Genomic DNA, 22,141 nt, shown 5'->3' on the forward strand with positions numbered 1-22,141 from the left:
TCAGCGGGATCGGGGCCGACGGCTTGTGCAGCACCACTTCCACCGCGTCGACGCGTGAGTCGTACGCCAACACGACCTCGGCGATCTCGGCCGAGACCGTCTCGATCAGGTCCCTGGACGGGCCCGCGACGACGGCCGCAGCGTGCTCGGCCAGTTCTCCGTAGTGCAGCGTTCGGGTCAGGTCGTCGGTCTCGGCCGAGATCGCCGAGGTCGTGTTGGCGTACGACTCACGCGTCGACGCGGTGGAAGTGGTGCTGCACAAGCCGTCGGCCCCGATCCCGCTGACGTTCGGGGACGTTGCCGTGGTGGCGTACCGGGAGCGGGCGTGACCCGCGCGGTGCTGTCCATCGGCAGCAACATCGGCGACTCCCTCGCCCACTTACGTTCTGTCACAACCGGATTGGGCTCCCGCCTGGTGTCCTGCTCACCGGTGTACCGTTCGGCTCCCTGGGGCGGCGTCGAGCAGCAGGACTTCCTCAATGCCGTCGTGGTGGTCGAGGACGATGCCTTCGACGCCTGGGATTGGTTGCGTTTCGGTCAGCGTCTGGAGGAGGCGGCCGATCGCGTTCGAGTGCAGCGGTGGGGGCCACGGAGCCTCGACGTCGACGTGGTGACGTGCGAGAACGTGATCAGCGAGGACCCTCGTTTGGTCCTTCCGCACCCGCGCGCGCACGAACGAGCGTTCGTACTGCTGCCGTGGCTGGACGTCGAACCGGACGCCACCCTGCGTGTGGGCGACAACGACATTTCGGTGTCCGAGTTGCTCGCGCGACTGAGTCCGGATGAGCGGACCGGGGTGACGAAGCAGGAATGGAGCCTGCAAGAACGACCCGTGGAGCACGACGGTGTCGGTGATGGGTCGTGGTGACCAATCCCACCAAGGTCTGGGACATCTTGGGTCTTTTCCTGGTGGCCGCAATCGGTACGTGGCTGTTGGTTCGGGTCTTCTACGGCTCGTTGCCGCCGATTCCGGTGTACGCCGGGGCGTCGTTGTATCTGGTGGCGGTGGTGCAAGTGGTGACTGCGGTGATCGTGCGCAACCGCATCGCCGAGCACCGGGTGGGCACCGGTCTGCACGATCTGCATCCGCTGACGGTGTTCAGGGCGTTGGTGTTGGCGAAGGCATCGATGCTGGTGGGGACTGCCGTCGTCGGCGTGTGCGTCGGATTTCTGGTGTACGTGCTGCCGCGTGCGGCGACGATACGGGCAGCGTCGTCGGACCGGGCCGGAGCCGTCGTTGCGCTCGTGGCCGGACTGGCCGTCGTCGCTGCCGCGGTGTGGCTCGAACAGTGCTGCCGTGCCCCGGAAGACCGTGACGACGAGCGTTCTCGGTAACCCTCGAAACATTTGATTGTTACCTCGGTTGTGTAAGTGATCGGTCGAGGATGACTATTTGCGAACGATTTGCCAGTTACCCTTGTGAACATGACAGATCAGACTCGCGCAAAGAAGGGACGCCGTAAGAGGCGTAGTGCGAGCCAGCTGTTCCTCGCGGCGCTCGTCGTGTTCGGCATCATCGCCAGTGTGTTGTTGCTCTTCACCGAGAGCGTGCAGTGGATGAGAGTCGGTGTTCTCTCGGCATTGTGGGCTGCGGTGATCGGTGCGTTCGCGATGACCAAGTACCGGCGTGAGGCGGCCGCAGATCAAACCAAGGCCAAGGACCTGCAGACGGTCTACGAGCTGCAGTTGGCTCGGGAGATCTCGGCGCGACGCGAATACGAGATGAGCGTCGAAGCTCGGGTTCGTGGCGAATCGCAGCTCGAGATCGACGAGGTCGCAGCGCTGCGCAACGAACTCGCTGCCCTTCGCCAGAATCTCCAGGTGCTCTTCGACGGCAATCTGCCCACCGAACGTGTGGCACTGCGGGCCGAAGCGATGAGGATGCAGGAACTCGGCGGACGCGGATACGACAGCTACCAGCCTGCGCCGTCCGGCCTGTACGTCCCCGGTCGCGGGAACGGCAACGGTGCGATGGCACCGGGAACCGGCCTCAACGGTGTCGGAACGCCCTACGACGAGCCGGTCACGGCCGAGACCTCGGTGGTGTACCCCGAGGATCCGGACGAGATGCCGCAGGCCACAGCCTCCGCACCGGCGGCGGCCGCCGAGGCGGATGAGGATCGGTACGCCGAGGATTCGTTCGCGGAAACGAGCTACGACACCGAGTCCTCCGAGGCGGACTCGTTCGAGCGAACCGGGGCGCAAGCACGTCCTTACGGCGCACCGAGGCCTGCGGGGCGCGTCACTCCGCCCAGCTCGCCTTTCACCGCATACGACTTCGAGCAGACGCGTCGACCCGTTGCCGAGCCGGAACCGGCGGCGGAGCCCGAGCCACAGGTCGAGGAAGAGACCTACGAGACCGGACACGCGGACGTCGATGCGGCCGGTTCGTATTCCACGGAGTCGTTTTCCACGCAGTCGTTTGCGGCGGAGCCGGCCGAGCAGTACGAAACCGAACCTGCAGCGGAACCGAGCGACGACGCCTTCTCTGCCTCGCGCGCCTCGTTGCGTGAATCGGCCGACGCGTTCTTCACGGCCGATCAGGACTACGAGACACCGGCCGAGGACACTGCCGTCTCGTCCCGGCGAGGTCGTAGGCGCGCGGAATCGGCCGACGACGAGGATGCGTCGGGCGCACACTCGAACGGTCGATCGGTTGCCGAGATCATGGCCGGTCTGCAAGGCGGAGGGTCCGGTGACGCGGCCGTGACCGATCCGGGTACCCGTCGCCGTCGTCGTCGCGCAGACTGAGAACCAGATCACACTGCTCTCCCATGGCCTGCGAGTGGTCGCGGTCGCTATTGTTCCGTGCAGGACGTCTGGTACCCGCCGAGCGGGACTGGAACGAACGAGAGGAATTTTTCGGTGACCTTTTCCGGCACCGGTGGTCTGTCGCCGGCTCGCCTGACGGTTGGTGTCGTCTCGGCGGGACGGGTCGGTACCGCATTCGGTGAGGCGCTCGAACGCGTCGGGCATGTCGTCGTCGGTGCTGCCGCGGTGTCCGATGCGTCCCTCGCACGGGTGCGTGAGCGACTTCCCGAGTCCCAGGTTCTGCCCGTCGACGAGGTTGCTCGTCGCGCAGAGCTGCTCGTTCTGGCCGTACCGGACAGCGAGTTGGCGTCGATCGTCGCAGGCCTGGCGTCCACCGGGGCGGTTGCACCGGGAAAGTTGGTGGTGCACACCTCCGGCGCGAACGGAATTTCGGTGCTCGGGCCCCTGGCTGCCCTCGGAGCCGTGCCGTTGGCCATCCATCCGGCGATGACGTTCAGCGGCGGCGTCGAGGACACCGACCGGATGACGGCGGCGTGTTTCGGCATCACTGCAGGCGACGAGATCGGCTATGCGGTGGCGCAGGCTCTCGTCCTCGAGATCGGCGGCGAGCCGGTGCACGTGCCCGAGAACAATCGAGCGCTCTACCACGCCGCGCTCGCTCACGGCAGCAATCACCTCGTCACTCTGGTGGTCGACGCGGTCGAAGCGCTCCGGGTTGCCCTGGCGGGACCGGGTTTTCCCGGTTCGGACTCCGAACGTGGTGTACCCGAGCGGGTTCTGGCTCCTCTGCTCGAAGCTGCGCTGGACAACGCGTTGCGCAACGGTCAGTCGGCGCTCACCGGACCGGTGGCTCGCGGCGACACCGCTGCAGTCGGCAAGCATCTCGACGTGCTCGAATCCGTGGATTCGCGGATCGCAGCCGGATATCGCGCCCTGTCGTTGCGCTCGGCGCAGCGCATCGGCGCCAAGGCAGACCTGATCGAACTTCTGGAAGGGAATCGATGACCCTCGCGGGCAGCTACACCAAGGGGCAGTTGACGGTTCACCACGATCCCGCGGTGATCACGTCGGTGTCGAAAGCGCTGCGAGGCGTCGGGAAGCAGGTCGCTCTGGTCCCGACCATGGGCGCGCTGCACGCCGGGCACCTGCAGTTGGTGCGGCAGGCCAAGCTCACCGGTGCCGTGGTGATCGTGTCGATCTTCGTCAACCCGTTGCAGTTCGGTGTGGGTGAGGACCTCGATTCCTACCCGCGGACCCTCGACGCCGACGTCGCACTGCTGCGCGAGGAGGGCGTCGAACTGGTCTTCGCGCCGTCGGCTTCGGACATGTATCCGTCAGGTCCGCGCACCACGGTCAATCCCGGACCGCTCGGCGCTGAACTCGAAGGACGCAGCAGACCAACGCATTTCGCCGGAATGCTCACCGTCGTGGCCAAGCTGCTGCAGATCGCGGCTCCCCATCGCGCGTACTTCGGGGAGAAGGACTACCAGCAACTGACGTTGATCCGACAGATGGTGCGCGATCTGAACTTCGACGTCGCGGTCATCGGGGTGCCGACGGTTCGCGAGCAGGACGGCCTCGCACTGTCCTCGCGTAACCGATATCTCGATGCCGAGCAGCGCGACGCGGCGATGGCATTGTCGGCCGCGCTGGTGGCCGGGGCGCACGCTGCGGCGGGCGGTCCCGAGGCCATCATCGCCACCGCGCGTGCCGTCCTCGACGAGGCACCGCTGGTGCAGGTCGACTATCTGGAGGTGCGCGACCCGCATCTCGGCCCCGCTCCCGAACGTGGAGACGGAAGACTGCTCGTGGCCGCCAAGGTCGGCACCACGAGATTGATCGACAACGTCGGTGTCGCCGTCGGCACCGGTTTCCTCGAGTACCCCGACGATCCGAAGAGCTGAGGGCACAACATGTTTCGAACGATGATGAAGTCCAAGATTCATCGCGCCACCGTGACGCACGCAGACCTGCACTACGTGGGCTCGGTGACCGTCGACCAGGATCTGATGGAGGCAGCCGATCTGCTCGAAGGCGAGCAGGTCACCATCGTCGACATCGACAACGGTGCTCGACTGGAAACCTACGTCATCACCGGCCAGCGCGGCAGCGGTGTCATCGGAATCAACGGAGCCGCAGCGCATCTGGTGAACCCGGGCGACCTGGTCATTCTGATCGCCTACGGGGTGATGAACGAGCAGGAGGTTGCCGACTATGCGCCGCGGGTGGTGTTCGTCGACGAGAAGAACCGTCCTGTCGAACTCGGCAGCGACCCGGCTCATGCGCCTGCGGGCTCGGGTCTGATCACGCCGCGCGATCTGCGGGCCGATTCCGTGCTGGTCTGATTCGATGCTCCTCGCGATCGATGTGCGCAACACCAGCACCGTCGTCGGTCTGTTCACCGGCACCGGCGATCACTCGAAACTGCTGCGGGACTGGCGAATTCGGACCGACCCCCATGTGACGGCCGACGAGCTGGCGCTGATGTTGCGTGGTCTGCTGGGTGAGGATGCCGAACGGATCACCGGAGTCACCGCGCTGTCGACCGTGCCGTCGGTGCTGCGGGAGATGCGGACGATGCTCGCGCGCTACTGGGATCACGTGGTGCACGTGATGGTCGAACCCGGTGTGCGGACCGGCGTGCCGTTGCTGGTCGACAACCCCAAAGAGGTCGGTGCCGATCGCATCGTCAATACCCTTGCCGCACACGACCTGTACGGCTCGGCGTGCATCGTGGTCGATTTCGGAACCACCACCTGTGTCGACGTCGTCTCGGCCAAGGGCGAATTCCTCGGCGGTGCCATCGCTCCCGGACTCGAGATGTCGGCGTCGGCCATGTCGACTCGCACGGCCACGTTGCGCGAGGTGGAGATGATTCGGCCTCGTTCGGTGCTGGGCAAGAACACCGTCGAGTGCATCCAGTCGGGCACCATCTTCGGGTTCGCGGGACTGGTGGACGGCCTCGTCGGGCGAATTCGACGCGAGGTCCCCGAGGTGACCGGAACGGATGTCGCGATCATCGGCACCGGCGACATCGCCGCGCTGATCCTGCCGGAATCGACCACCATCGAGCACCACGAACCGGATCTGACGCTCGAGGGCCTGCGACTGGTCTACGAACGCAACATGGCAAAGCGGCGGCCACGCTAGATATTTCAGCGGCGCCCGCGCTGAGTGTTTGGTGCGAGGCGTTTCGGACCAGCGCTAGCGCATCGCCGCCGCGTGTGTCAGAATCGTCGGCGTGATGACGTGCATGGCCACCCAGGAGTGTTGTCGAGGCTGAACCCTGCCTCGTTCGTAACACACCCCTGGAGTAGAGCTTCATGCTTTCCACACCTGTACTTTCTGCACCCTCCCGTACCCGATTGTCGTCGCGTTCGGTCTCGACTCTTCCGACCCGGTTGCGTCCACCCGACCTGCTGCGTATCACCGACCAGGGCGCATCCGACGTCCTCGAGGGCCGCTTCGACCACCTGCTCCCCGATGGTGACCGTTGGCCGAGCGAGGAGCGTTGGGCCGCCAGGCTGCATTCCGACGACGATCTCGACGTCTGGCTGATCAGCTGGGTTCCCGATCGTTCCACCGAACTGCACGACCACGCAGGGTCGCTCGGCGCGCTGACCGTTCTGAGTGGATCGCTACTCGAATATCGTTGGGCTGGAACAGGACTGAAGCAGCGTCGTCTCGACGCCGGTGACCAGGCGTCCTTCCCGCTCGGTTGGGTGCACGACGTGATGCACGATCCGACGTCGGCGACGACCGGGCCCACCCTCAGCGTGCACGCCTACTCACCGCCGCTGACGGCGATGTCCTACTACGAAGTGACCGAACGGTCCACGCTGCGTCGTACCCGTAGCGAGCTCACCGACGCACCCGAAAAGGCCGCACTGTGACCATCCAGACCATGACCATCGTCGAAATGCTCGAATCCGCGCGCGAGACCATCGATCGCATGACCGTCTTCGAGCTGCGCGACGCCGTCGCCCGCGGAGCCGTCGTCGTCGACATCCGCCCGCAGGCGCAGCGCGCCGTCGAGGGGACCCTGCCCGGAGCGCTCGCCATCGAACGCAACGTCCTCGAATGGCGTCTGGACCCGACGAGCGATGCGCGCCTGGCGATCGCCGTCGATCACGACGTGGAGTGGGTTGTCATCTGCTCGGAGGGCTACACCTCCTCGCTCGCGGCCGCGTCGCTCAAGCTGCTGGGTCTGCACAAGGCCACCGATCTGGTCGGCGGCTATCAAGCACTGAAGTCGGCAGGGTTGCTCGGGGTGTTGACGCAGGCCAAGCACTGCGTTCGCGAAGCCGAGGCCGTCGCAGCGCACTGATCGTCCTGACAGTCCTGGACTGTAAAGTGTCTGCGCGTGAGTGATACAGCTTCTACCCAGCCGGCCGACGACACCCCGGAGCAGCTACGGATTCGTCGCGCCAAGCGCGCTTCGTTGCTCGAGCGTGGGGTCGAGGCGTACCCGGTGTCGGTTCCGCGGACCCATTCGCTGCTCGAGATCCGAACCGAATTCCCCGAGCTCGAACCCGACACGACGACCGGCTTGATCGTCGGAGTCGTCGGCCGCGTCATCTTCGTGCGCAACACCGGCAAGCTGTGCTTCGCGACGCTGCAGGAGGGTGACGGCACTCAACTGCAGGCGATGATCAGCCTGGCCGGCGTCGGCGAGGACGCTCTGGCGGAGTGGAAGTCCGATGTGGATCTCGGCGACTTCGTGTTCGTGCACGGCGAGGTCATCAGCTCCCGTCGCGGCGAGCTGTCCGTCATGGCCGACGCCTGGCAGATCGCGTCGAAGTCGTTGCGGCCGTTGCCCGTCGCGCACAAGGAGCTCAACGAGGAGACGCGCATCCGGCAGCGTTACCTGGATCTGATCACCAACCCGGTCTCGCGCGAGACCGCCCGCAAGCGCATCGCCGTCGTTCGTGAACTGCGCAACGCACTCGAGCGTCGTGGTTTTCTCGAGGTCGAGACGCCGATGCTGCAGACGCTGCACGGCGGCGCGGCGGCTCGCCCGTTCGTCACCCATTCGAACGCGATGGACACCGATCTCTACCTCCGCATCGCACCGGAGCTGTTCCTCAAGCGCTGCGTCGTCGGCGGCATCGAGAAGGTCTTCGAGATCAACCGCAACTTCCGAAACGAAGGTGCCGACTCCTCCCACTCGCCGGAATTCGCGATGCTCGAGACGTACGAGGCCTACGGCACGTACGACGATTCGGCGAAGATGACCCGTGAGCTGGTTCAGGAAGTGGCCATGGCCGCGCTCGGATCCACGGTCGTGACGCTGCCCGACGGCACCACCTACGACCTCGGCGGCGACTGGACGACGCTCGAGATGTACCCGTCGCTGTCGGAATCGCTCGGATTCGACGTCACCCCCGACACCACCGTCGACGAGCTGCTCGCGATCGCCGACAAGGTGGGCGTCGAGGTGCCGCGCAAGGACGGCGTCCCGATCTACGGCCACGGCAAGCTCGTCGAGGAGCTGTGGGAACATCAGGTGGGCGACGCGTTGACCGAGCCCACGTTCGTCCGCGACTTCCCGGTCGAGACGTCCCCGCTGACGCGTCAGCACCGCAGCAAGCCCGGCGTCACCGAGAAGTGGGACCTGTACGTCCGTGGGTTCGAGCTGGCCACCGGCTACTCCGAGCTGGTCGATCCGATAATCCAGCGCGAGCGTTTCGAGGATCAGGCCCGTCAGGCCGCCGCCGGCGACGACGAGGCCATGGTGCTCGACGAGGACTTCCTCGCCGCGATGGAGCAGGGCATGCCGCCGACCACCGGAACCGGCATGGGCATCGACCGTTTGTTGATGGCGCTGACCGGCCTCGGCATCCGCGAAACGATCCTGTTTCCGATCGTCAAGCCGTCCCAGGCCTGATCGGACGGCAAAGGACTGTTCGCCAGCAGCGGACAGCCGATGGGAAACGTTTTGCATAGTGCCTGCGTTATGAACAGTAAGCAGCCACGGAAGTCCGTTCGAGTGGGCGGTTGCGCAGCATTTCAGGGGTGGAGGGTCGGCGTTCGTAACGTCGGCCAACTACAGTGAGAAGCAGTCTTACCTTCAAATGCACAAGCGACCGCAGTGTTATGGACACTGCAGCGCTAGAAGAACTGGCGGGCGAGCAACCACCCGCCAAGAAGTGAGGGAGAGCGATGTTCGAGAGGTTCACCGATCGCGCGCGGCGTGTTGTCGTCCTGGCTCAAGAAGAAGCCCGGATGCTCAACCACAACTACATCGGCACGGAGCACATTCTGCTCGGCCTCATCCACGAGGGCGAAGGCGTCGCAGCCAAGTCTCTCGAGTCGCTGGGCATCTCCCTCGAAGGAGTACGCAGCCAGGTAGAGGAAATCATCGGCCAGGGCCAGCAGGCTCCGTCCGGTCACATTCCGTTCACCCCGCGCGCCAAGAAAGTACTCGAGCTCAGTCTGCGTGAAGCACTGCAGCTCGGCCACAACTACATCGGCACCGAGCACATTCTGCTGGGACTGATCCGCGAAGGCGAAGGCGTCGCAGCTCAGGTTCTGGTCAAGCTCGGAGCCGACCTCAACCGCGTGCGCCAGCAGGTCATCCAGCTGCTCTCGGGTTACCAGGGCAAGGAGCCCAGCGAGTCCGGCAGTGGCCGCGGCGAGGCGGGCACCCCGTCGACGTCGCTGGTCCTCGACCAGTTCGGTCGCAACCTGACGCAGGCCGCGCTCGAGGGCAAGCTCGACCCGGTCATCGGTCGCGCGAAGGAAATCGAGCGCGTCATGCAGGTGCTCTCGCGTCGTACCAAGAACAACCCCGTCCTCATCGGTGAGCCCGGTGTCGGTAAGACCGCAGTCGTCGAGGGCCTCGCGCAGGCCATCGTCAACGGTGAGGTTCCCGAAACGCTCAAGGACAAGCAGCTCTACACCCTCGACCTCGGCTCGCTCGTGGCCGGCAGCCGTTACCGCGGTGACTTCGAGGAGCGCCTGAAGAAGGTGCTCAAGGAGATCAACACCCGCGGCGACATCATCCTGTTCATCGACGAGCTGCACACGCTCGTCGGCGCAGGTGCCGCCGAAGGTGCCATCGACGCAGCGTCGATCCTCAAGCCGAAGCTGGCTCGTGGCGAACTGCAGACCATCGGTGCCACCACCCTCGACGAGTACCGCAAGTACATCGAGAAGGACGCCGCCCTCGAGCGTCGTTTCCAGCCCGTCCAGGTCGGCGAGCCGACCGTCGAGCACACCATCGAGATCCTCAAGGGTCTGCGCGATCGCTACGAGGCACACCACCGCGTCTCGATCACCGACGGTGCCCTCGTCGCGGCCGCCACGTTGGCCGACCGATACATCAACGATCGGTTCCTGCCCGACAAGGCAATCGACCTCATCGACGAGGCGGGCGCGCGGATGCGCATCCGCCGGATGACCGCGCCGCCAGACCTGCGTGAGTTCGACGACAAGATCGCCGACGCACGCCGGGAGAAGGAATCGGCCATCGACGCACAGGACTTCGAGAAGGCTGCGAACCTGCGCGACAAGGAGAAGACCCTCGTCGGTCAGCGTGCCGAGCGCGAGAAGCAGTGGCGCTCGGGCGACCTCGACGTCATTGCCGAGGTGGACGACGAGCAGATCGCCGAAGTCCTGGGCAACTGGACCGGCATCCCCGTCTTCAAGCTCACCGAGGAGGAGACCACCCGTCTGCTCCGCATGGAAGACGAACTGCACAAGCGGATCATCGGCCAGGTCGAGGCAGTCAAGGCCGTCTCCAAGGCGATCCGTCGTACCCGTGCAGGTCTGAAGGACCCGAAGCGTCCGTCGGGCTCGTTCATCTTCGCCGGCCCGTCCGGTGTCGGTAAGACCGAGCTGTCGAAGGCTCTCGCGAACTTCCTCTTCGGCGAGGACGACGCACTGATCCAGATCGACATGGGCGAGTTCCACGACCGCTTCACCGCGTCGCGTCTGTTCGGTGCTCCTCCCGGATACGTCGGCTACGAAGAGGGTGGCCAGCTCACCGAGAAGGTCCGCCGCAAGCCGTTCTCCGTCGTGCTGTTCGACGAGATCGAGAAGGCCCACTCGGAGATCTACAACACGCTCCTGCAGGTGCTCGAAGACGGGCGTCTCACCGACGGCCAGGGACGCACGGTCGACTTCAAGAACACCGTGCTGATCTTCACCTCGAACCTCGGTACCGCAGACATCTCGAAGGCAGTGGGCCTCGGCTTCTCCTCGGGTGAAGGCACCGGCTCGAACTACGAGCGGATGAAGCTGAAGGTCAACGACGAGCTGAAGAAGCATTTCCGCCCCGAGTTCCTGAACCGCATCGACGACATCGTCGTGTTCCACCAGCTCACGCGCGACGAGATCATCCAGATGGTCGATCTCATGCTCAACCGAGTCGAAGGTGCGCTCAAGAACAAGGACATGGCGATCGAGGTCACCGAGAAGGCCAAGTCGTTGCTGGCCAAGCGCGGATTCGACCCCGTACTGGGTGCGCGGCCACTGCGTCGCACCATCCAGCGCGAGATCGAGGACGCACTGTCGGAGAAGATCCTCTTCGGCGAAATCGAAGCCGGCCAGATCATCCTGGTCGACGTCGAGAACTGGGACGGCGAAGGCGCAGGCGAGGACGCGAAGTTCACGTTCCGCGGCGAGAAGAAAGCCATCATCGTCCCCGACGAGGTCCCGGTCGACCTGGCCAAGGCCACCGGAGACAGCGACAGCGAGTAAATTTCACCAATCCCAACCAACGGGCGATCCTCTTCGGAGGGTCGCCCGTTGTGGTGTGTCCGCCCGGTTCCGTTCGCCCGCCCCGTCGGTCCGGCTACCACCCCAACCCCTTTGTGGATCAATGTGGCTTTCAGTCAGTCAGACTGCAACAAAGGCGCATTGATCCAGACCCGAGCGCCGAGGGCAACAGCGATCACAGCAAGTTCGGCGAGCAGGATCCAGAACAGCAGCGCGATGTCAGGAGCCCAGCGGGCCAGGGTCGAGATCGGTGCTCCGGCGAGTGCGGGCAGTGAGTAGTACAGCAGTCCGCCTGCGCCGAGGGCAGTCAGAACACGCGCGAGTGCCCATCTTCCGGGAGCGGCTCCGAATCCGAGGAGGGTTCTCGTGACACATATCGCCAACAACATCGCGAGTGCAGTCGATCCGATCAGGGCTATCTCGTAGAGACCGAGTCCGGCGGCGCGGGGTTCGTCGATACCGAGTCGGGTGAGTACGAGGGAGCGGGCCGCGGAGGCAAGGTTGTCGGCGTCGAGTTCGCCGTATCGGTTGGTCGCGAACACCACGGCCAGGTGTCGTTCCGGAACGAGTGCGACGTGAGTGAAATAGCCAGGGACGGCGCCGGAATGCCATCGCATCTCGGTACCGTCGGGCAGCGTCTCGACGTACCACCCGTATCCGTACGCCGTGCCCGAACCCGTCGGCACCGTATCCGAACTGTTCGACGCCGGTGCGGTCAGTTGCGTGGATGCGTAGCGGGAGAGCTCGGCGATGGATCCGCTCAGATAGCCGTAGCCCAATCCCGCGGAGTCGATGCCGGTGTCGATGCTGCGCGGGAAGGTGAAGAACGGTACGTGGCCGGGTGTGACGGCACCGGCAGTGTGCACTCCGGTCTCGCGGGCTACGACGTCGGCGAAGGGTTCGGCGGTGACCTTCTCGACGATGGCCTGCAGCAGTAGGTAATTGAGGCTCGAGTAGCGAAAGGGGCCGCGGTCGGCGACGGTGACGTCCAGGGTGGGGACGACGTCGAGCGCTCGCTCGGAACGTCCCCACACGTCCAGTTCGGTGACGTCGTGGGGGAGTCCGCTGGTGTGGTGGATCAGGTCGTCGATCGTGACATCGCCGGGAACGACCGAATCGACCTCGGGGAGAATCGAATTCACGGTTCCACTCGGATCGAGGCGATGTTGCGAGGCGAGTGAGTACACCGTCGCCGCCGTCACCGACTTCGATACCGAACCCCACACGAACGGCGTGCTCTCGTCGATCGGCGCCCCATCCCCGTCCACCCCGTACTCGACGTCCTCCAACACTTCGTCCTCGGCGACGACGCGGAACGCAACCCCCGGCAATCCGAGTTCCTCGGCGACAACCTGGATGTCCGACGCCATGCCGGGGTCCGGTGGGGTGGGGGAGCCCGCAGTCAGGACTGCTGCGACGGTGAGCAGGGCGTGGACGATGCGCATGGTTGGAGTGAACCAACCTCATCGAGGTCGACGCCTCGGTGAACACCCTGATTTCACACCTGAGATCAGCTGCTGCCTACCGGGTCTTTCCTGCAGGCTCCACTCCTGCAGGCTCCACTCCTGCGTGAATCAGCCCGGCGATCCAGGGCATCACGTCGGAGTAGGCCGCGAGAGCTCCGGGCAGGTGGTTCGCGCCCTCGACCGGTATGGCCGGGAGGTCGTATTCGCGGTAGGTGATGTCGGCACCCAGATCGCTCCAGCGTCGAAGCAGGGTGCGGCTCTGCTCGATCGGCACGGTGTCGTCCTCGACTGCGTGCGAGAGGTACACCGGCATGACAGGGGCGATGCGCCCGACGGTGTTGGTCTCGATGATGTCGGCCAGAACCGGGTTGCTCAGTTGATCGTCGAGGGGTCGTCCGTCGCGGGTCAGTTCGGTCGTGCGCACTGTCGCGGCGGCCGCGGGGTCGGTGGTACACCAGTTCTGTGCGGCGTCGAGTGCGGCGATTCCGTCGGAGTCGAAGAGGCTACGGATGCTGTCCGCCCGATCCGGGTAGGCGTTGATCATTCCATCGACGGCGAAGAGCACGGCGCTACCGAGACCGGTGTTGTCGAGTGTGTCGATGTTGAGCGTCGGATCTGCCGGTGGCGCACCGACATACGCTCCCCGGATGTTCAGCTCCGGGGCATAGGTGGCGGCGAGTTCGGCAGCGGCCCCCGACGCGAATCCGCCTTCCGAGTAACCGAACAACACCACGGGGGCGTCATAGTCGGCGGTTCTGGCGGCGTCGAGCAGAGCTCGGCCCGAGGCGATTCGGTTGAGGTACGTGTGTCCGCCTGGGGTGCCCAGGCCCTGGTAATCGGTTGCGACGACGCGATATCCGGCGAGCAGAAGCGGCAGGATGGCCGGCGACGAGCCGACTGTCCCGAGAACTACCGAACCGGCGCAACGGTCCGCTAGTCCGGAAGTGCCAGGCGCATAGGCGATCACCGGCCGCGGTCCGGGGCCGGTCCACGGAGCCGTGGGTGTCATCGAATAGCCGGAGACGACCATGGGGTCATCGTGGGTGTCGGTGGAGCGATAGAGAATGCGTTCGATGTCGAATCCGAGTCCGAACCCCTTGGGTGAGTTGACGGGCAGGGTTCGAAGCACCTCGCCGGGCGGCGCGGTGGCGGCCGTCGCGACCGGCGTGTCGTAGAAGTCCGTCAGAGGGCCTGCCTCGGCCGTCGGCGTCGAGAATCCGACGATCGACAGCATCGCGATTGCCGCGATCGTCGCCGTGCGCGAGAACTTTATCGTTTGTCGCACCCGTCGTGTCGACATCCTCGCACTCGGTAGCCCGGTCACCCCGCTGACGTTAGCCTGAGAAACAGGCCTACACAGGGTCGACAACGAAAGGATTCGGTTCGATGCCAACTCGCACTTCACGCACAGCTTGGAACGGAACGCTGGAACAGGGTTCCGGCCAGGTGGAGCTGTCCAGTTCCGGCGCAGCGACTTTCGATGTGTCATTTCCCAAGCGCGCCGCCGAGAACGCAGACGGCACCACCAGTCCCGAGGAACTGATCGCCGCGGCTCATTCGAGCTGCTACGCGATGCAGTTGTCTGCGTTGATCGCGGAGGCGGGCGGCACCCCGCAGAGCCTCGAGGTCACCGCCGATGTCTCGCTGGGGCCCGACGAGCCGGGCTTCAAGCTGACCGGCATCAAGCTGACCGTGCGGGGCGAAGTCGAGGGTCTCGACGCTGACGGCTTCGCGAAAGCAGCTCAGGCGGCAAAAGAAACTTGTCCTGTCAGCAAGGCTCTCACCGGCGTGGACATCACGCTGGACGCGGCTCTCGAGGGCTGAACGGACAAATCGCCCGAAGTGAGACTGGCGAACAATCGTCAGGTTTGAAATAGTTCGTTTCTCGACCCATCTGCAGGGTGGATCAGCAACGAATCGTGATCAAACGTCGGGTTCGATCGGCTGACGCGTACGTTCGGGGTATGCACCGACCGGCCTAGGAAGGATCAGCCCCACCATGTTGTGGACGCGCTTCCTGGGCCTCGGTGTTCTCGCAGTCGCGGCGTACGCGATAGCCCCCGTGGGGATACCCCAGAGTGCGTTGTACGCAATCGTGCTCCTGACCACAGTCGCTGCGTTCGTGTACCGATACCGTCGGGAACCCGGTCCGGACAAGCGGACCTGGAAGTACATGGCCGTCGGTGTCGGCTCCTGGGGCATCGGCGACGCGTTGGTGTCGATGGCGCAGGTCGGCGGCGGGCGTGTAGCGACGTTCTCCTCGTCCGACGTCTTCTACCTGATCGGCTATCTGGTGATCGCCATCGGTTTCGCCCGAGCCGCCGACGAGAACGGGCTCGTGTTCGGGGTCGAGGAGCTCCTCGAATGTCTGGTGGTTGCAGTCGGCTTCGGACTCGCCACCTGGGTCTTCGTCATCTCCGACGGTTCGTCGTGGTCGTTTTCGTCGGCGCTGGAACTGTGGCCGGCCACGGTCTACCTCACCGTCGACGCGTTTCTGCTGACGCTCGTCGGCAGTCTGTACCTGCTGACCCGGGCGACCACGGTGCCGTTCCTGGCAGCCGCGGCGGGAGTGGTGTTGCTCGTGGCTGCCGACTTCGCGTCCTATGCGGCGGTCGGCAGCCACGAGCTCTACCGTTCGACTCTCCTGAACACGCTGTGGCTGGCAGCCTACGTTTGTTTCGGGGTGATCGCCCTGCACATTCCGGAAAGAACGGTCTTGCGTGTGGACCGGTCCAGCCCGTTCAGATTCGGGCGCGTGAGATTTCTCGGACTCAGTGTCGCGGTCGCTGTGACGCCCTTCGTGATGGCCGTTCAGTTGGCGCGAGGGATACCCGTCGATCAGTGGGGTTGGGTCATCGTGGCCTCGTCGGCCTTGGTCATCGCCCTCGTCGGGTGCCGCATGGCGTGCTTCCTGACCACGCTGCGCCTACAGGCCGCAGTGCTCGAGGACGTGGCTCGCACGGACGCGGTCACGGGACTGGCCAGTCGACGGCTGCTCCGAGAGCGGTTGGACACGATGCTCGCCACGCGTGGTGAGTCGGACGTCTTCACGCTCGTGGTGGACATCGATCGCTTCGCCCAGATCAACGAGACCTTCGGGTACAGCGTGGGAGACAGTGTGCTGCGCGAGATCGGTCACCGCCTGGTCGCATCGGTGCGATCCGATGACCTGGTGGGTCGGCTCGGTGGGGATCAGTTCGTCGTCGCCATGCGTCGGCGTCCCGCCCAGATCGACGTGTCGGATACCGCTGAGCGGCTCCAATTCGCAGTCAGCAGAACAATGTTCGTGCACGACATCAACGTTGCGCTCGACGCGGTCGTCGGAATCGCGTCGACCGAGGAGCCGGACGTCAGTCGAAGCGGCATCGAGAATCCGGAGGCCGATCCGGTCGACGGTGAGGCGATGCTTCAGCGCGCCCACGTGGCGTTGACGGCCGCGAAGGCCGGCCACACTCGAGTCGGCCGCTACGAACCCGACATGGATCGCGACCGCCACGATCAGATGCGGTTGCTGGGTGAACTCGACACAGCCATTCGTGACCACCAGCTTCGAGTGTTCTTTCAGCCGTGCCTGGATCTGGAATCCGGCAGCGTGGACCGCGTCGAGGCTTTGCTGCGGTGGCAGCACCCGCGTGAGGGCCTGATCGGACCCTCGATGTTTTTGCCCGACGCCGAGCGCACCGGCATGTTGCCCGCCATCACCGCGCTCGTGCTGGACGAGGCGTTGGCGCAGTGCAGCGAATTGCGTCGACGCGGTGTCGATCTGTCTGTGTCGGTGAATCTTTCGGTGAGAAACCTACTCGACGAGACACTCACCGAGCAGGTCGCAGCAGCGCTGGCGAAATATGCGGTTCCCGCTCATGCCTTGGAATTCGAGGTCACCGAGACGACTGCGATGACCGATCCGGTGCGTTCGGTGAATGCGCTGACGTCTCTGCGTGGCCTCGGCGTCACCATCGCGATCGACGACTACGGCACCGGCTACAGCTCGCTGGCCTATCTGCAGAGTCTGCCGGTGCAGACTCTCAAGATCGACCGCTCGTTCGTGTCGAAGATGAACACCGACGACACCGACGCGTCGATCGTGCGCTCGACCATCGACCTGGCTCGGAGCCTCGGGGTGCGGGTCATGGCAGAGGGGGTCGAGGACGCGGGCACACTGGATGCGCTTCGCGAACTCGGCTGCGACGGTGCCCAGGGCTACTTCCTGGGAAGACCGATGCCCGCTGAGTTCCTGGCCGATGCCGTGGCAAAACTGGATTCGGAGATGCCGACGAAACTCGAGTGGAAGCTCGCGCGCCAACACATCTGAGCGGCTTCACGAAGAAGCAGGCACGTCCAATACGACCTCGAACTCGAGCAGCGACGCTCCGGACGACACCGGCTTCGGGGAACGGGCACCGGCATGAGCCTCCCGCGACGGTCCTGCCGACCACGCCTGGAACGACTCCTCGTTCTCCCACTGGGTGACGACGAAGTAGCGCGATTCGCCCTTGACCGGCCGCAGCAGTTGGAACCCGAGGAAGCCGGGGGAGCCGTCGACCGACCCGGCGCGCGCGGCGAATCGCTTCTCGAGTTCGGGGCCTGCGCCCTCGGGTACGTCGATCGCGTTGATCTTCACAATGGCCATGCTCGCGAGATTACTCCGCCGTTATGCTCGGCGGTGATGCTCTACGACGAGGGTGGATCCGGCCGTTCGATTCTGCTGCTGCACGGGCTGATGGGCAGTGCCGCCACCTGGCGTAGGCAGGTTCCGTGGCTTCGACAATTCGGGCACGTGCACACCTACGACGCACCGGGGCATCGTCGCCCTCCGCCGCCGGAGCCCACCACCGAGTACTTCGTGGCCGACCTGCTCGAGCATCTCGACCGGCTGGGTCCCAGCGTGCTGATCGGTCATTCGATGGGCGCGCTGCACGGGTGGTGTGCAGCCGCGCAGCGACCGGACCTGGTGACTGCGCTCGTGGTCGAGGACATCGCCCCGGACTTTCGGGGCCGCACCGCAGACGACTGGGCCACGATGATGCGGGCCTGGCCCCAGCCTTTTCCCGACGCCGACGCAGTACTCGCATTCTTCGGAGATGTTGCGGGACAATATTTTCTGGACTCTTTCGTTCGCAGCGAAGACGGCTGGCGATTGCACGGCGAGGTGGACTTCTTCGAGTCGATCTCGCAGGAATGGGGGACGCGGCATTTCTGGGACGAGTGGGAGGCCGTCACCGCTCCGGTGTTGCTGATCGAAGGTGAGCACACCATCACCCCGGTCGGTCAGATGCGGCAGATGCACTCGGACAAGCCCGGATCGACTCACGTTCGGATCGAGAAGGCGGCCCACCTGATTCACGACGAGGCTCCCCAGCGGTATCGCACGGCGGTCGAGGAGTTCCTGCGCGCACTAAGATGATCCGAATGCCGCTCGCGAAGCTCAACGGAATCGACCTCAACTACGACGTCACCGGCGACGGCCCGCTCGTGGTGTTGGTGATGGGCACCGGAAGCCCGGGACGAGTCTGGCGAACCCATCAGGTCCCGGTCCTGGTGAAGCAGGGGTACCGGGTCGTCACGTTCGACAATCGCGGAATCGCACCGTCTTCCGAGTGTGCGAGCGGGATGACACTCGACGACCTGGTCGCCGACACCGCTGCCCTCGTCGAGCACCTCGGTGGCAGCGCAGCACGCGTCGTCGGCACCTCCATGGGGGCCCGCGTTACCCAGGAATTGGCCTTGGCCAGGCCGGATCTGGTGTCGCATGCAGTGATGATGGCCACGTTCGGCAAGACCACCACCTTTCGTGCGCAGATGTCGAAGGGCGAGAGGGACCTTCACGACGCCGGGGTCGAACTACCCGCGTCGTACCGGGCTGCGATGACTGCAATGCAGAACTTCTCGCCCAAGACGCTGGCCGACGACAGCGCGATCGGTGATTGGCTGGCGATCCTCGAATACTCGGGCGGCAAGAAGACGGCGGGCATGCGAGCGCAGATCGGACTCGAAATGCGAGCGGGGACAGATCGATTGGCCGCATACCGGGCAATCAGGGCGAAATCTCTGGTGATCGGATTCGCCGACGACCGCATGATCCCCGTGCAGCAGTGCCGCGACGTCGCCGACGCGATACCTGGTGCTCGATACGTCGAAATCGCCGATACCGGTCATTTCGGCTACCTCGAACGCCCCGACGCAGTCAACGCGACTCTCGTCGAATTTCTCGCTCAGTAGCGAACTTTCGATGACGGTGTGCGGAGGAAGACCACAGAGCACGCCGCAGTCAGCGCCATCGCCGCTGCCATCGCCGAGTAGGCGAATCGAAAGTCCGTGAGCCCGGCGACGATGGTGAGCAGTGCCAACCCCATCGCGCCACCGAACTGCTTGGACGTGTTCATCAATCCCGACGCGGCCCCGGCGTCGGAGTTCGTCACCCCGCTGGTCACCGCCGTGGCCAGCGGGGTGTTGAGCAGACCGCCGCCGAGTCCGATCAGAATCGCAGGTAGCCCTACTGCCGCGAAGTAGCCCTGCGAGTTCGAGGCCGCAGCGAGGCCGAGCAGGCCGGCGGCGGCCAGGGTCGCGCCGGCAGCGGCAACCAGGTGCGAGGGGCATCTGCGCATCAGACGCGGAGTGACGCCGATGCCGACCACCACGAGAGCGGTGGTCAGCGGCAAGAACCCCACCGCCGCCTGCAATGGGGAGAGCTGCAGGCGTTGTTGCATCTGAAAGGTCAGGTACAACCAGATCGGTATCTGGAACACCGCACCGGTGAGCAGTGTCAGCAGATTTCCCGCGACCACGGTGCGATCGGCGAACAGCCGCAACGGGATCAGTGGTGCTGCCGATCGACGCAGTCGGAGTACGAATCCGATCGATCCGGCCACGGCGAGAACGGCCGTCGACAGGGACAACGCTTGCGAGTCGCCGGCTCCGAGTCGGGTGACCGCCACGGTGGACGCGCCGAGGGCCAATGCTCCGAAGGCCGCACCGATGATGTCGAGCCCGGGCCGATGCGCCTCGGTGCCCACTCGCCGAACGTCGAGGTATCGACGAGCCGATATCAGCAGGACGATGCCGATGGGCAGGTTGATCAGCAGCACCGATCGCCACGAAACGTATTCGGTCAGCGCACCGCCCACGATGTTGCCGATTCCGCCGCCGGCAACGCTCACTGCCGTCCACACCGCGACTGCACGTGTGCGCAAGGGTCCCTCGGCGTAGGTGACGGTCAGCAGAGTGAACGTCGCGGATGAGACGACCGCTGCCGCCAGGCCTTGGACGACACGTGCGGCCACCAGCACCCATCCGGTCGGGGCCAGTCCGCCGACCACGCTGGCGGCGACGAACAGGGAAACGCCGAAGAGGAAAACCCCGCGGATGCCCCGGGTGTCGGCTGCGCGGGCTCCGGCGAGCAGGGCCGCCGCGAACGCGACGGTGTAGCCGCTGGCGACCCACTGCACGTCTCGATCGTCGATGCTCAGTGCTCGGGCGATCTGGGGCAGAGCGATGTTGACGACCGAGGAGTCGAGCACCACCAGCAACTGGGCCAGGCACGCAACGGCCAGGACGCCCCACGAACGCTCCCGTGTCATGCTCGACTCCCTCGGTTGGTACAGGTGTATAGCAGTCGCTTGATACAGTTGTATCAAACAGTGGAAGGTGGGCGGAAGATGGCCGGCGAAGATCGACGAGAGCAGATTCTGGCGGCCGCAGAGCGGGTCGCGACCGTCGATGGGCTGGAGGCGCTGACGATGCGGAGCGCCGCCGCGGCAGCTGGGGTGTCGCTGCGTCTGGTTCAGTACTACTTCCGCTCCAAGGCAGGGCTGCTCGACGCCGTTCTGACGCGCTTCTCCGAGCGCGGCTACGCGGACTCTCGATCCCGGATCGATGCGATCGCCGACACGTCGGCAGCTCGACGCCTGCAGATGTTCGCCCGTTCGGTGTTGCCGACAGACGACGAGGGCCGGCGCTTCCATCGGCTGGGAGTGTCGTTCGCATCCCTGGCGATACGGGAACCTGACCTGGCTCAGACCGCGTATCGCGCCAATCTTGCTGTGTTGGAATCGGTTCTGGCCGGCATGATCGGCGACGCCGCAGCGGAGAGCGGCTCGGATCGGATCGACGCAGTCGCGGAGGCTCGACTACTCATGTCCGCGTTGCACGGTTTGGCAACGATGACGATGGTCGGGCAGATCGACGAGATCGAGGCGGCCGATCTGGTGGACCGATTGCTGCTCGGCAGAACGTGGTTCGACGCAGCCGTCGGAAGTCAGCCGTCCGAACCCTCACCTGCGAGGGCGAACAATCCCGACTCCGTTTGTTCGATCAAGCCGTCGGTCAGCAGTGAATCGAGAGCTCGGTCGCGTTGAGTCGGGTCGGTGGGCCAGACGATGTCGAGTTGTGCCCGCTCGACGGGGCCGGTGCTCTCGCGTAGCACCGACATGAGCTTGCCTCGAACCTGACGATCCGTGCCTGCGAACTTCTGGACCTTCTTGGCAGGCCCGGTGTGCGCGGGCCTGCCGGCCTCGATCCAGGCGCACTCCGGGAGCGGGCACAGCAGGCATGCCGGATTCTTGGCCGTGCAGATCAGCGCGCCCAGTTCCATCAACGCCGCCGAGTAGCGGGCGGCCCGCGGGACGTTCTCCGGGAGCAGCTGTTCGACGTCGGCGAGATCCCTTGTGTTGGAGGGATTTCCAGGCTCGGCGTTGCCGTGCAACGCACGCGCGACGACGCGTCGAACATTGGTGTCGACCACCGGAACTCGCTGGCCGTAGGCGAAACACGCCACTGCGCGCGCGGTGTAGGCCCCGATGCCCGGCAGGCCCGACAGTGTTTCGACGTCTCCGGGCACCTCGTCGCCGTACTCCTCGGCGAGCACGCGGGAGCACTCGTGCAATCGCAGTGCTCGACGCGGATAACCCAACTTGCCCCACGCGCGGAGCACCTCGGCCTGAGAGGACGCGGCCATCGCAGACGGGACCGGCCAACGCTGCACCCACTGCTCCCAGATGGGCGCGACCCGCACCACCGGCGTCTGCTGCAGCATGATCTCGCTCATCAGGATCTGCCATGCGCTGACGCCGGGTCGTCGCCACGGCAGATCGCGTCCGTCGGTGTCGAACCACCCGAGCAGAGCGTCGGCATCGATCGGCAACTGGTCGCCCTTCTCGTCGTGTCTGTGATCGGTCCCAACAGTA

At 65.2% G+C, this 22,141-nt stretch carries 22 protein-coding genes; 16 read left to right on the plus strand and 6 right to left on the minus strand.

Features of this window, described 5'->3' with window-relative positions:
• Positions 1-262 (minus strand): dihydroneopterin aldolase (locus CH256_RS15685; RefSeq protein ID WP_256989449.1); only part of this gene is annotated, 262 nt, incomplete at its 3' end.
• Between the two features lie 63 nt (positions 263-325).
• Between CH256_RS15685 and folK the strand changes: the two genes are divergently transcribed.
• The 11 genes from folK to CH256_RS15745 all read left to right on the plus strand — a co-directional run bounded on the left by folK (position 326) and on the right by CH256_RS15745 (position 11,475).
• Positions 326-868 carry a 2-amino-4-hydroxy-6-hydroxymethyldihydropteridine diphosphokinase gene (gene folK, locus CH256_RS15695; RefSeq protein ID WP_094670017.1) on the plus strand — a complete coding sequence of 181 codons (543 nt, stop codon included), beginning with the start codon at positions 326-328 and terminating at the stop codon, positions 866-868.
• Positions 865-1,335 carry a DUF3180 domain-containing protein gene (locus CH256_RS15700; RefSeq protein ID WP_094670031.1) on the plus strand — a complete coding sequence of 157 codons (471 nt, stop codon included), beginning with the start codon at positions 865-867 and terminating at the stop codon, positions 1,333-1,335. Before folK ends, CH256_RS15700 begins: the two co-directional genes overlap by 4 nt.
• Before the next feature lie 90 nt (positions 1,336-1,425).
• Positions 1,426-2,751 carry a DUF6779 domain-containing protein gene (locus CH256_RS15705; RefSeq protein ID WP_094670032.1) on the plus strand — a complete coding sequence of 442 codons (1,326 nt, stop codon included), beginning with the start codon at positions 1,426-1,428 and terminating at the stop codon, positions 2,749-2,751.
• A gap of 114 nt (positions 2,752-2,865) precedes the next feature.
• Complete coding sequence (locus CH256_RS15710; RefSeq protein ID WP_068053674.1) at positions 2,866-3,777, plus strand: Rossmann-like and DUF2520 domain-containing protein; 912 nt, start codon at positions 2,866-2,868, stop codon at positions 3,775-3,777.
• Positions 3,774-4,676 carry a pantoate--beta-alanine ligase gene (gene panC / locus CH256_RS15715; RefSeq protein ID WP_094670018.1) on the plus strand — a complete coding sequence of 301 codons (903 nt, stop codon included), beginning with the start codon at positions 3,774-3,776 and terminating at the stop codon, positions 4,674-4,676. The genes CH256_RS15710 and panC overlap by 4 nt, the downstream gene beginning before the upstream one ends.
• A 9-nt stretch (positions 4,677-4,685) precedes the next feature.
• Entirely contained in the window at positions 4,686-5,117 is a 432-nt protein-coding gene (gene panD, locus CH256_RS15720) for an aspartate 1-decarboxylase (RefSeq protein ID WP_068053679.1), read from the plus strand.
• 4 nt (positions 5,118-5,121) lie between these two features.
• Positions 5,122-5,922 (plus strand): type III pantothenate kinase, encoded by an 801-nt coding sequence (locus CH256_RS15725; RefSeq protein WP_037195023.1) that lies wholly within the window; start codon positions 5,122-5,124, stop codon positions 5,920-5,922.
• Positions 5,923-6,095: 173 nt separating this feature from the next.
• Positions 6,096-6,665, plus strand: a complete 570-nt coding sequence (locus tag CH256_RS15730) for a cysteine dioxygenase (RefSeq protein ID WP_231893966.1) — start codon at positions 6,096-6,098, stop codon at positions 6,663-6,665.
• A gap of 11 nt (positions 6,666-6,676) precedes the next feature.
• On the plus strand, positions 6,677-7,099 hold the full coding sequence (locus CH256_RS15735) for a rhodanese-like domain-containing protein (protein ID WP_068053696.1): 423 nt from the start codon (positions 6,677-6,679) through the stop codon (positions 7,097-7,099).
• Positions 7,100-7,135: 36 nt separating this feature from the next.
• Positions 7,136-8,659, plus strand: a complete 1,524-nt coding sequence (gene lysS / locus CH256_RS15740; RefSeq protein ID WP_068283965.1) for a lysine--tRNA ligase — start codon at positions 7,136-7,138, stop codon at positions 8,657-8,659.
• Between the two features lie 275 nt (positions 8,660-8,934).
• Positions 8,935-11,475, plus strand: a complete 2,541-nt coding sequence (locus CH256_RS15745) for an ATP-dependent Clp protease ATP-binding subunit (protein WP_094640916.1) — start codon at positions 8,935-8,937, stop codon at positions 11,473-11,475.
• 134 nt (positions 11,476-11,609) lie between these two features.
• Here CH256_RS15745 and CH256_RS15750 read toward each other — a convergent pair whose 3' ends face one another.
• Both CH256_RS15750 and CH256_RS15755 read right to left on the minus strand, forming a co-directional pair.
• On the minus strand, positions 11,610-12,938 hold the full coding sequence (locus tag CH256_RS15750; protein WP_094670019.1) for a serine hydrolase domain-containing protein: 1,329 nt from the start codon (positions 12,936-12,938) through the stop codon (positions 11,610-11,612).
• A gap of 76 nt (positions 12,939-13,014) precedes the next feature.
• The gene (locus CH256_RS15755) at positions 13,015-14,244 is read right to left on the minus strand and encodes a lipase family protein (RefSeq protein ID WP_255183034.1); all 1,230 of its coding nucleotides are present in this window, start codon (positions 14,242-14,244) and stop codon (positions 13,015-13,017) included.
• 101 nt (positions 14,245-14,345) lie between these two features.
• Here CH256_RS15755 and CH256_RS15760 point away from each other — a divergent pair, with 101 nt between their 5' ends.
• Together CH256_RS15760 and CH256_RS15765 are read left to right on the plus strand one after the other, a co-directional pair.
• A complete protein-coding gene (locus CH256_RS15760) occupies positions 14,346-14,783 on the plus strand; it encodes an OsmC family protein (RefSeq protein WP_068053702.1) in 438 nt (145 codons plus the stop codon).
• Positions 14,784-14,958: 175 nt separating this feature from the next.
• Positions 14,959-17,271 carry a putative bifunctional diguanylate cyclase/phosphodiesterase gene (locus CH256_RS15765; protein WP_094670020.1) on the plus strand — a complete coding sequence of 771 codons (2,313 nt, stop codon included), beginning with the start codon at positions 14,959-14,961 and terminating at the stop codon, positions 17,269-17,271.
• A gap of 6 nt (positions 17,272-17,277) precedes the next feature.
• On the opposite strand, the gene CH256_RS15770 is transcribed toward CH256_RS15765, so the two are convergent.
• A complete protein-coding gene (locus CH256_RS15770; RefSeq protein WP_068053714.1) occupies positions 17,278-17,589 on the minus strand; it encodes an antibiotic biosynthesis monooxygenase family protein in 312 nt (103 codons plus the stop codon).
• 36 nt (positions 17,590-17,625) lie between these two features.
• Between CH256_RS15770 and CH256_RS15775 the strand changes: the two genes are divergently transcribed.
• Positions 17,626-18,363: an alpha/beta fold hydrolase gene (locus tag CH256_RS15775; protein WP_094670021.1), complete on the plus strand. Its 738-nt coding sequence runs from the start codon at positions 17,626-17,628 to the stop codon at positions 18,361-18,363.
• Positions 18,364-18,368: 5 nt separating this feature from the next.
• Positions 18,369-19,178, plus strand: a complete 810-nt coding sequence (locus CH256_RS15780; RefSeq protein ID WP_094670033.1) for an alpha/beta fold hydrolase — start codon at positions 18,369-18,371, stop codon at positions 19,176-19,178.
• Here CH256_RS15780 and CH256_RS15785 read toward each other — a convergent pair.
• A complete protein-coding gene (locus CH256_RS15785; RefSeq protein ID WP_094670022.1) occupies positions 19,172-20,536 on the minus strand; it encodes an MFS transporter in 1,365 nt (454 codons plus the stop codon). The two genes, CH256_RS15780 and CH256_RS15785, sit on opposite strands and share 7 nt — an antisense overlap.
• A gap of 78 nt (positions 20,537-20,614) precedes the next feature.
• Here CH256_RS15785 and CH256_RS15790 point away from each other — a divergent pair, with 78 nt between their 5' ends.
• The gene (locus CH256_RS15790; RefSeq protein WP_094670023.1) at positions 20,615-21,313 is read left to right on the plus strand and encodes a TetR/AcrR family transcriptional regulator; all 699 of its coding nucleotides are present in this window, start codon (positions 20,615-20,617) and stop codon (positions 21,311-21,313) included.
• Here the strand turns inward: CH256_RS15790 and CH256_RS15795 are convergent.
• Positions 21,214-22,098, minus strand: a complete 885-nt coding sequence (locus CH256_RS15795; RefSeq protein WP_094670034.1) for an A/G-specific adenine glycosylase — start codon at positions 22,096-22,098, stop codon at positions 21,214-21,216. The two genes, CH256_RS15790 and CH256_RS15795, sit on opposite strands and share 100 nt — an antisense overlap.
• Between the last annotated feature and the right edge of the window lie 43 nt (positions 22,099-22,141).

Source organism: Rhodococcus sp. 05-2254-6 (genome assembly GCF_002258565.1).
Taxonomy (GTDB): domain Bacteria; phylum Actinomycetota; class Actinomycetes; order Mycobacteriales; family Mycobacteriaceae; genus Rhodococcoides.

Coding starts and splice junctions, on each gene's coding strand:
- CH256_RS15705 (WP_094670032.1), top strand. CDS start 1,426: ATGACAGATCAGACTCGCGCAAAGAAGGGACGCCGTAAGAGGCGTAGT.
- panC (WP_094670018.1), top strand. CDS start 3,774: ATGACCCTCGCGGGCAGCTACACCAAGGGGCAGTTGACGGTTCACCAC.
- panD (WP_068053679.1), top strand. CDS start 4,686: ATGTTTCGAACGATGATGAAGTCCAAGATTCATCGCGCCACCGTGACG.
- CH256_RS15725 (WP_037195023.1), top strand. CDS start 5,122: ATGCTCCTCGCGATCGATGTGCGCAACACCAGCACCGTCGTCGGTCTG.
- CH256_RS15730 (WP_231893966.1), top strand. CDS start 6,096: ATGCTTTCCACACCTGTACTTTCTGCACCCTCCCGTACCCGATTGTCG.
- CH256_RS15735 (WP_068053696.1), top strand. CDS start 6,677: ATGACCATCGTCGAAATGCTCGAATCCGCGCGCGAGACCATCGATCGC.
- CH256_RS15745 (WP_094640916.1), top strand. CDS start 8,935: ATGTTCGAGAGGTTCACCGATCGCGCGCGGCGTGTTGTCGTCCTGGCT.
- CH256_RS15750 (WP_094670019.1), bottom strand. CDS start 12,938: ATGCGCATCGTCCACGCCCTGCTCACCGTCGCAGCAGTCCTGACTGCG.
- CH256_RS15760 (WP_068053702.1), top strand. CDS start 14,346: ATGCCAACTCGCACTTCACGCACAGCTTGGAACGGAACGCTGGAACAG.
- CH256_RS15765 (WP_094670020.1), top strand. CDS start 14,959: ATGTTGTGGACGCGCTTCCTGGGCCTCGGTGTTCTCGCAGTCGCGGCG.
- CH256_RS15770 (WP_068053714.1), bottom strand. CDS start 17,589: ATGGCCATTGTGAAGATCAACGCGATCGACGTACCCGAGGGCGCAGGC.
- CH256_RS15775 (WP_094670021.1), top strand. CDS start 17,626: ATGCTCTACGACGAGGGTGGATCCGGCCGTTCGATTCTGCTGCTGCAC.
- CH256_RS15780 (WP_094670033.1), top strand. CDS start 18,369: ATGCCGCTCGCGAAGCTCAACGGAATCGACCTCAACTACGACGTCACC.
- CH256_RS15785 (WP_094670022.1), bottom strand. CDS start 20,536: ATGACACGGGAGCGTTCGTGGGGCGTCCTGGCCGTTGCGTGCCTGGCC.
- CH256_RS15790 (WP_094670023.1), top strand. CDS start 20,615: ATGGCCGGCGAAGATCGACGAGAGCAGATTCTGGCGGCCGCAGAGCGG.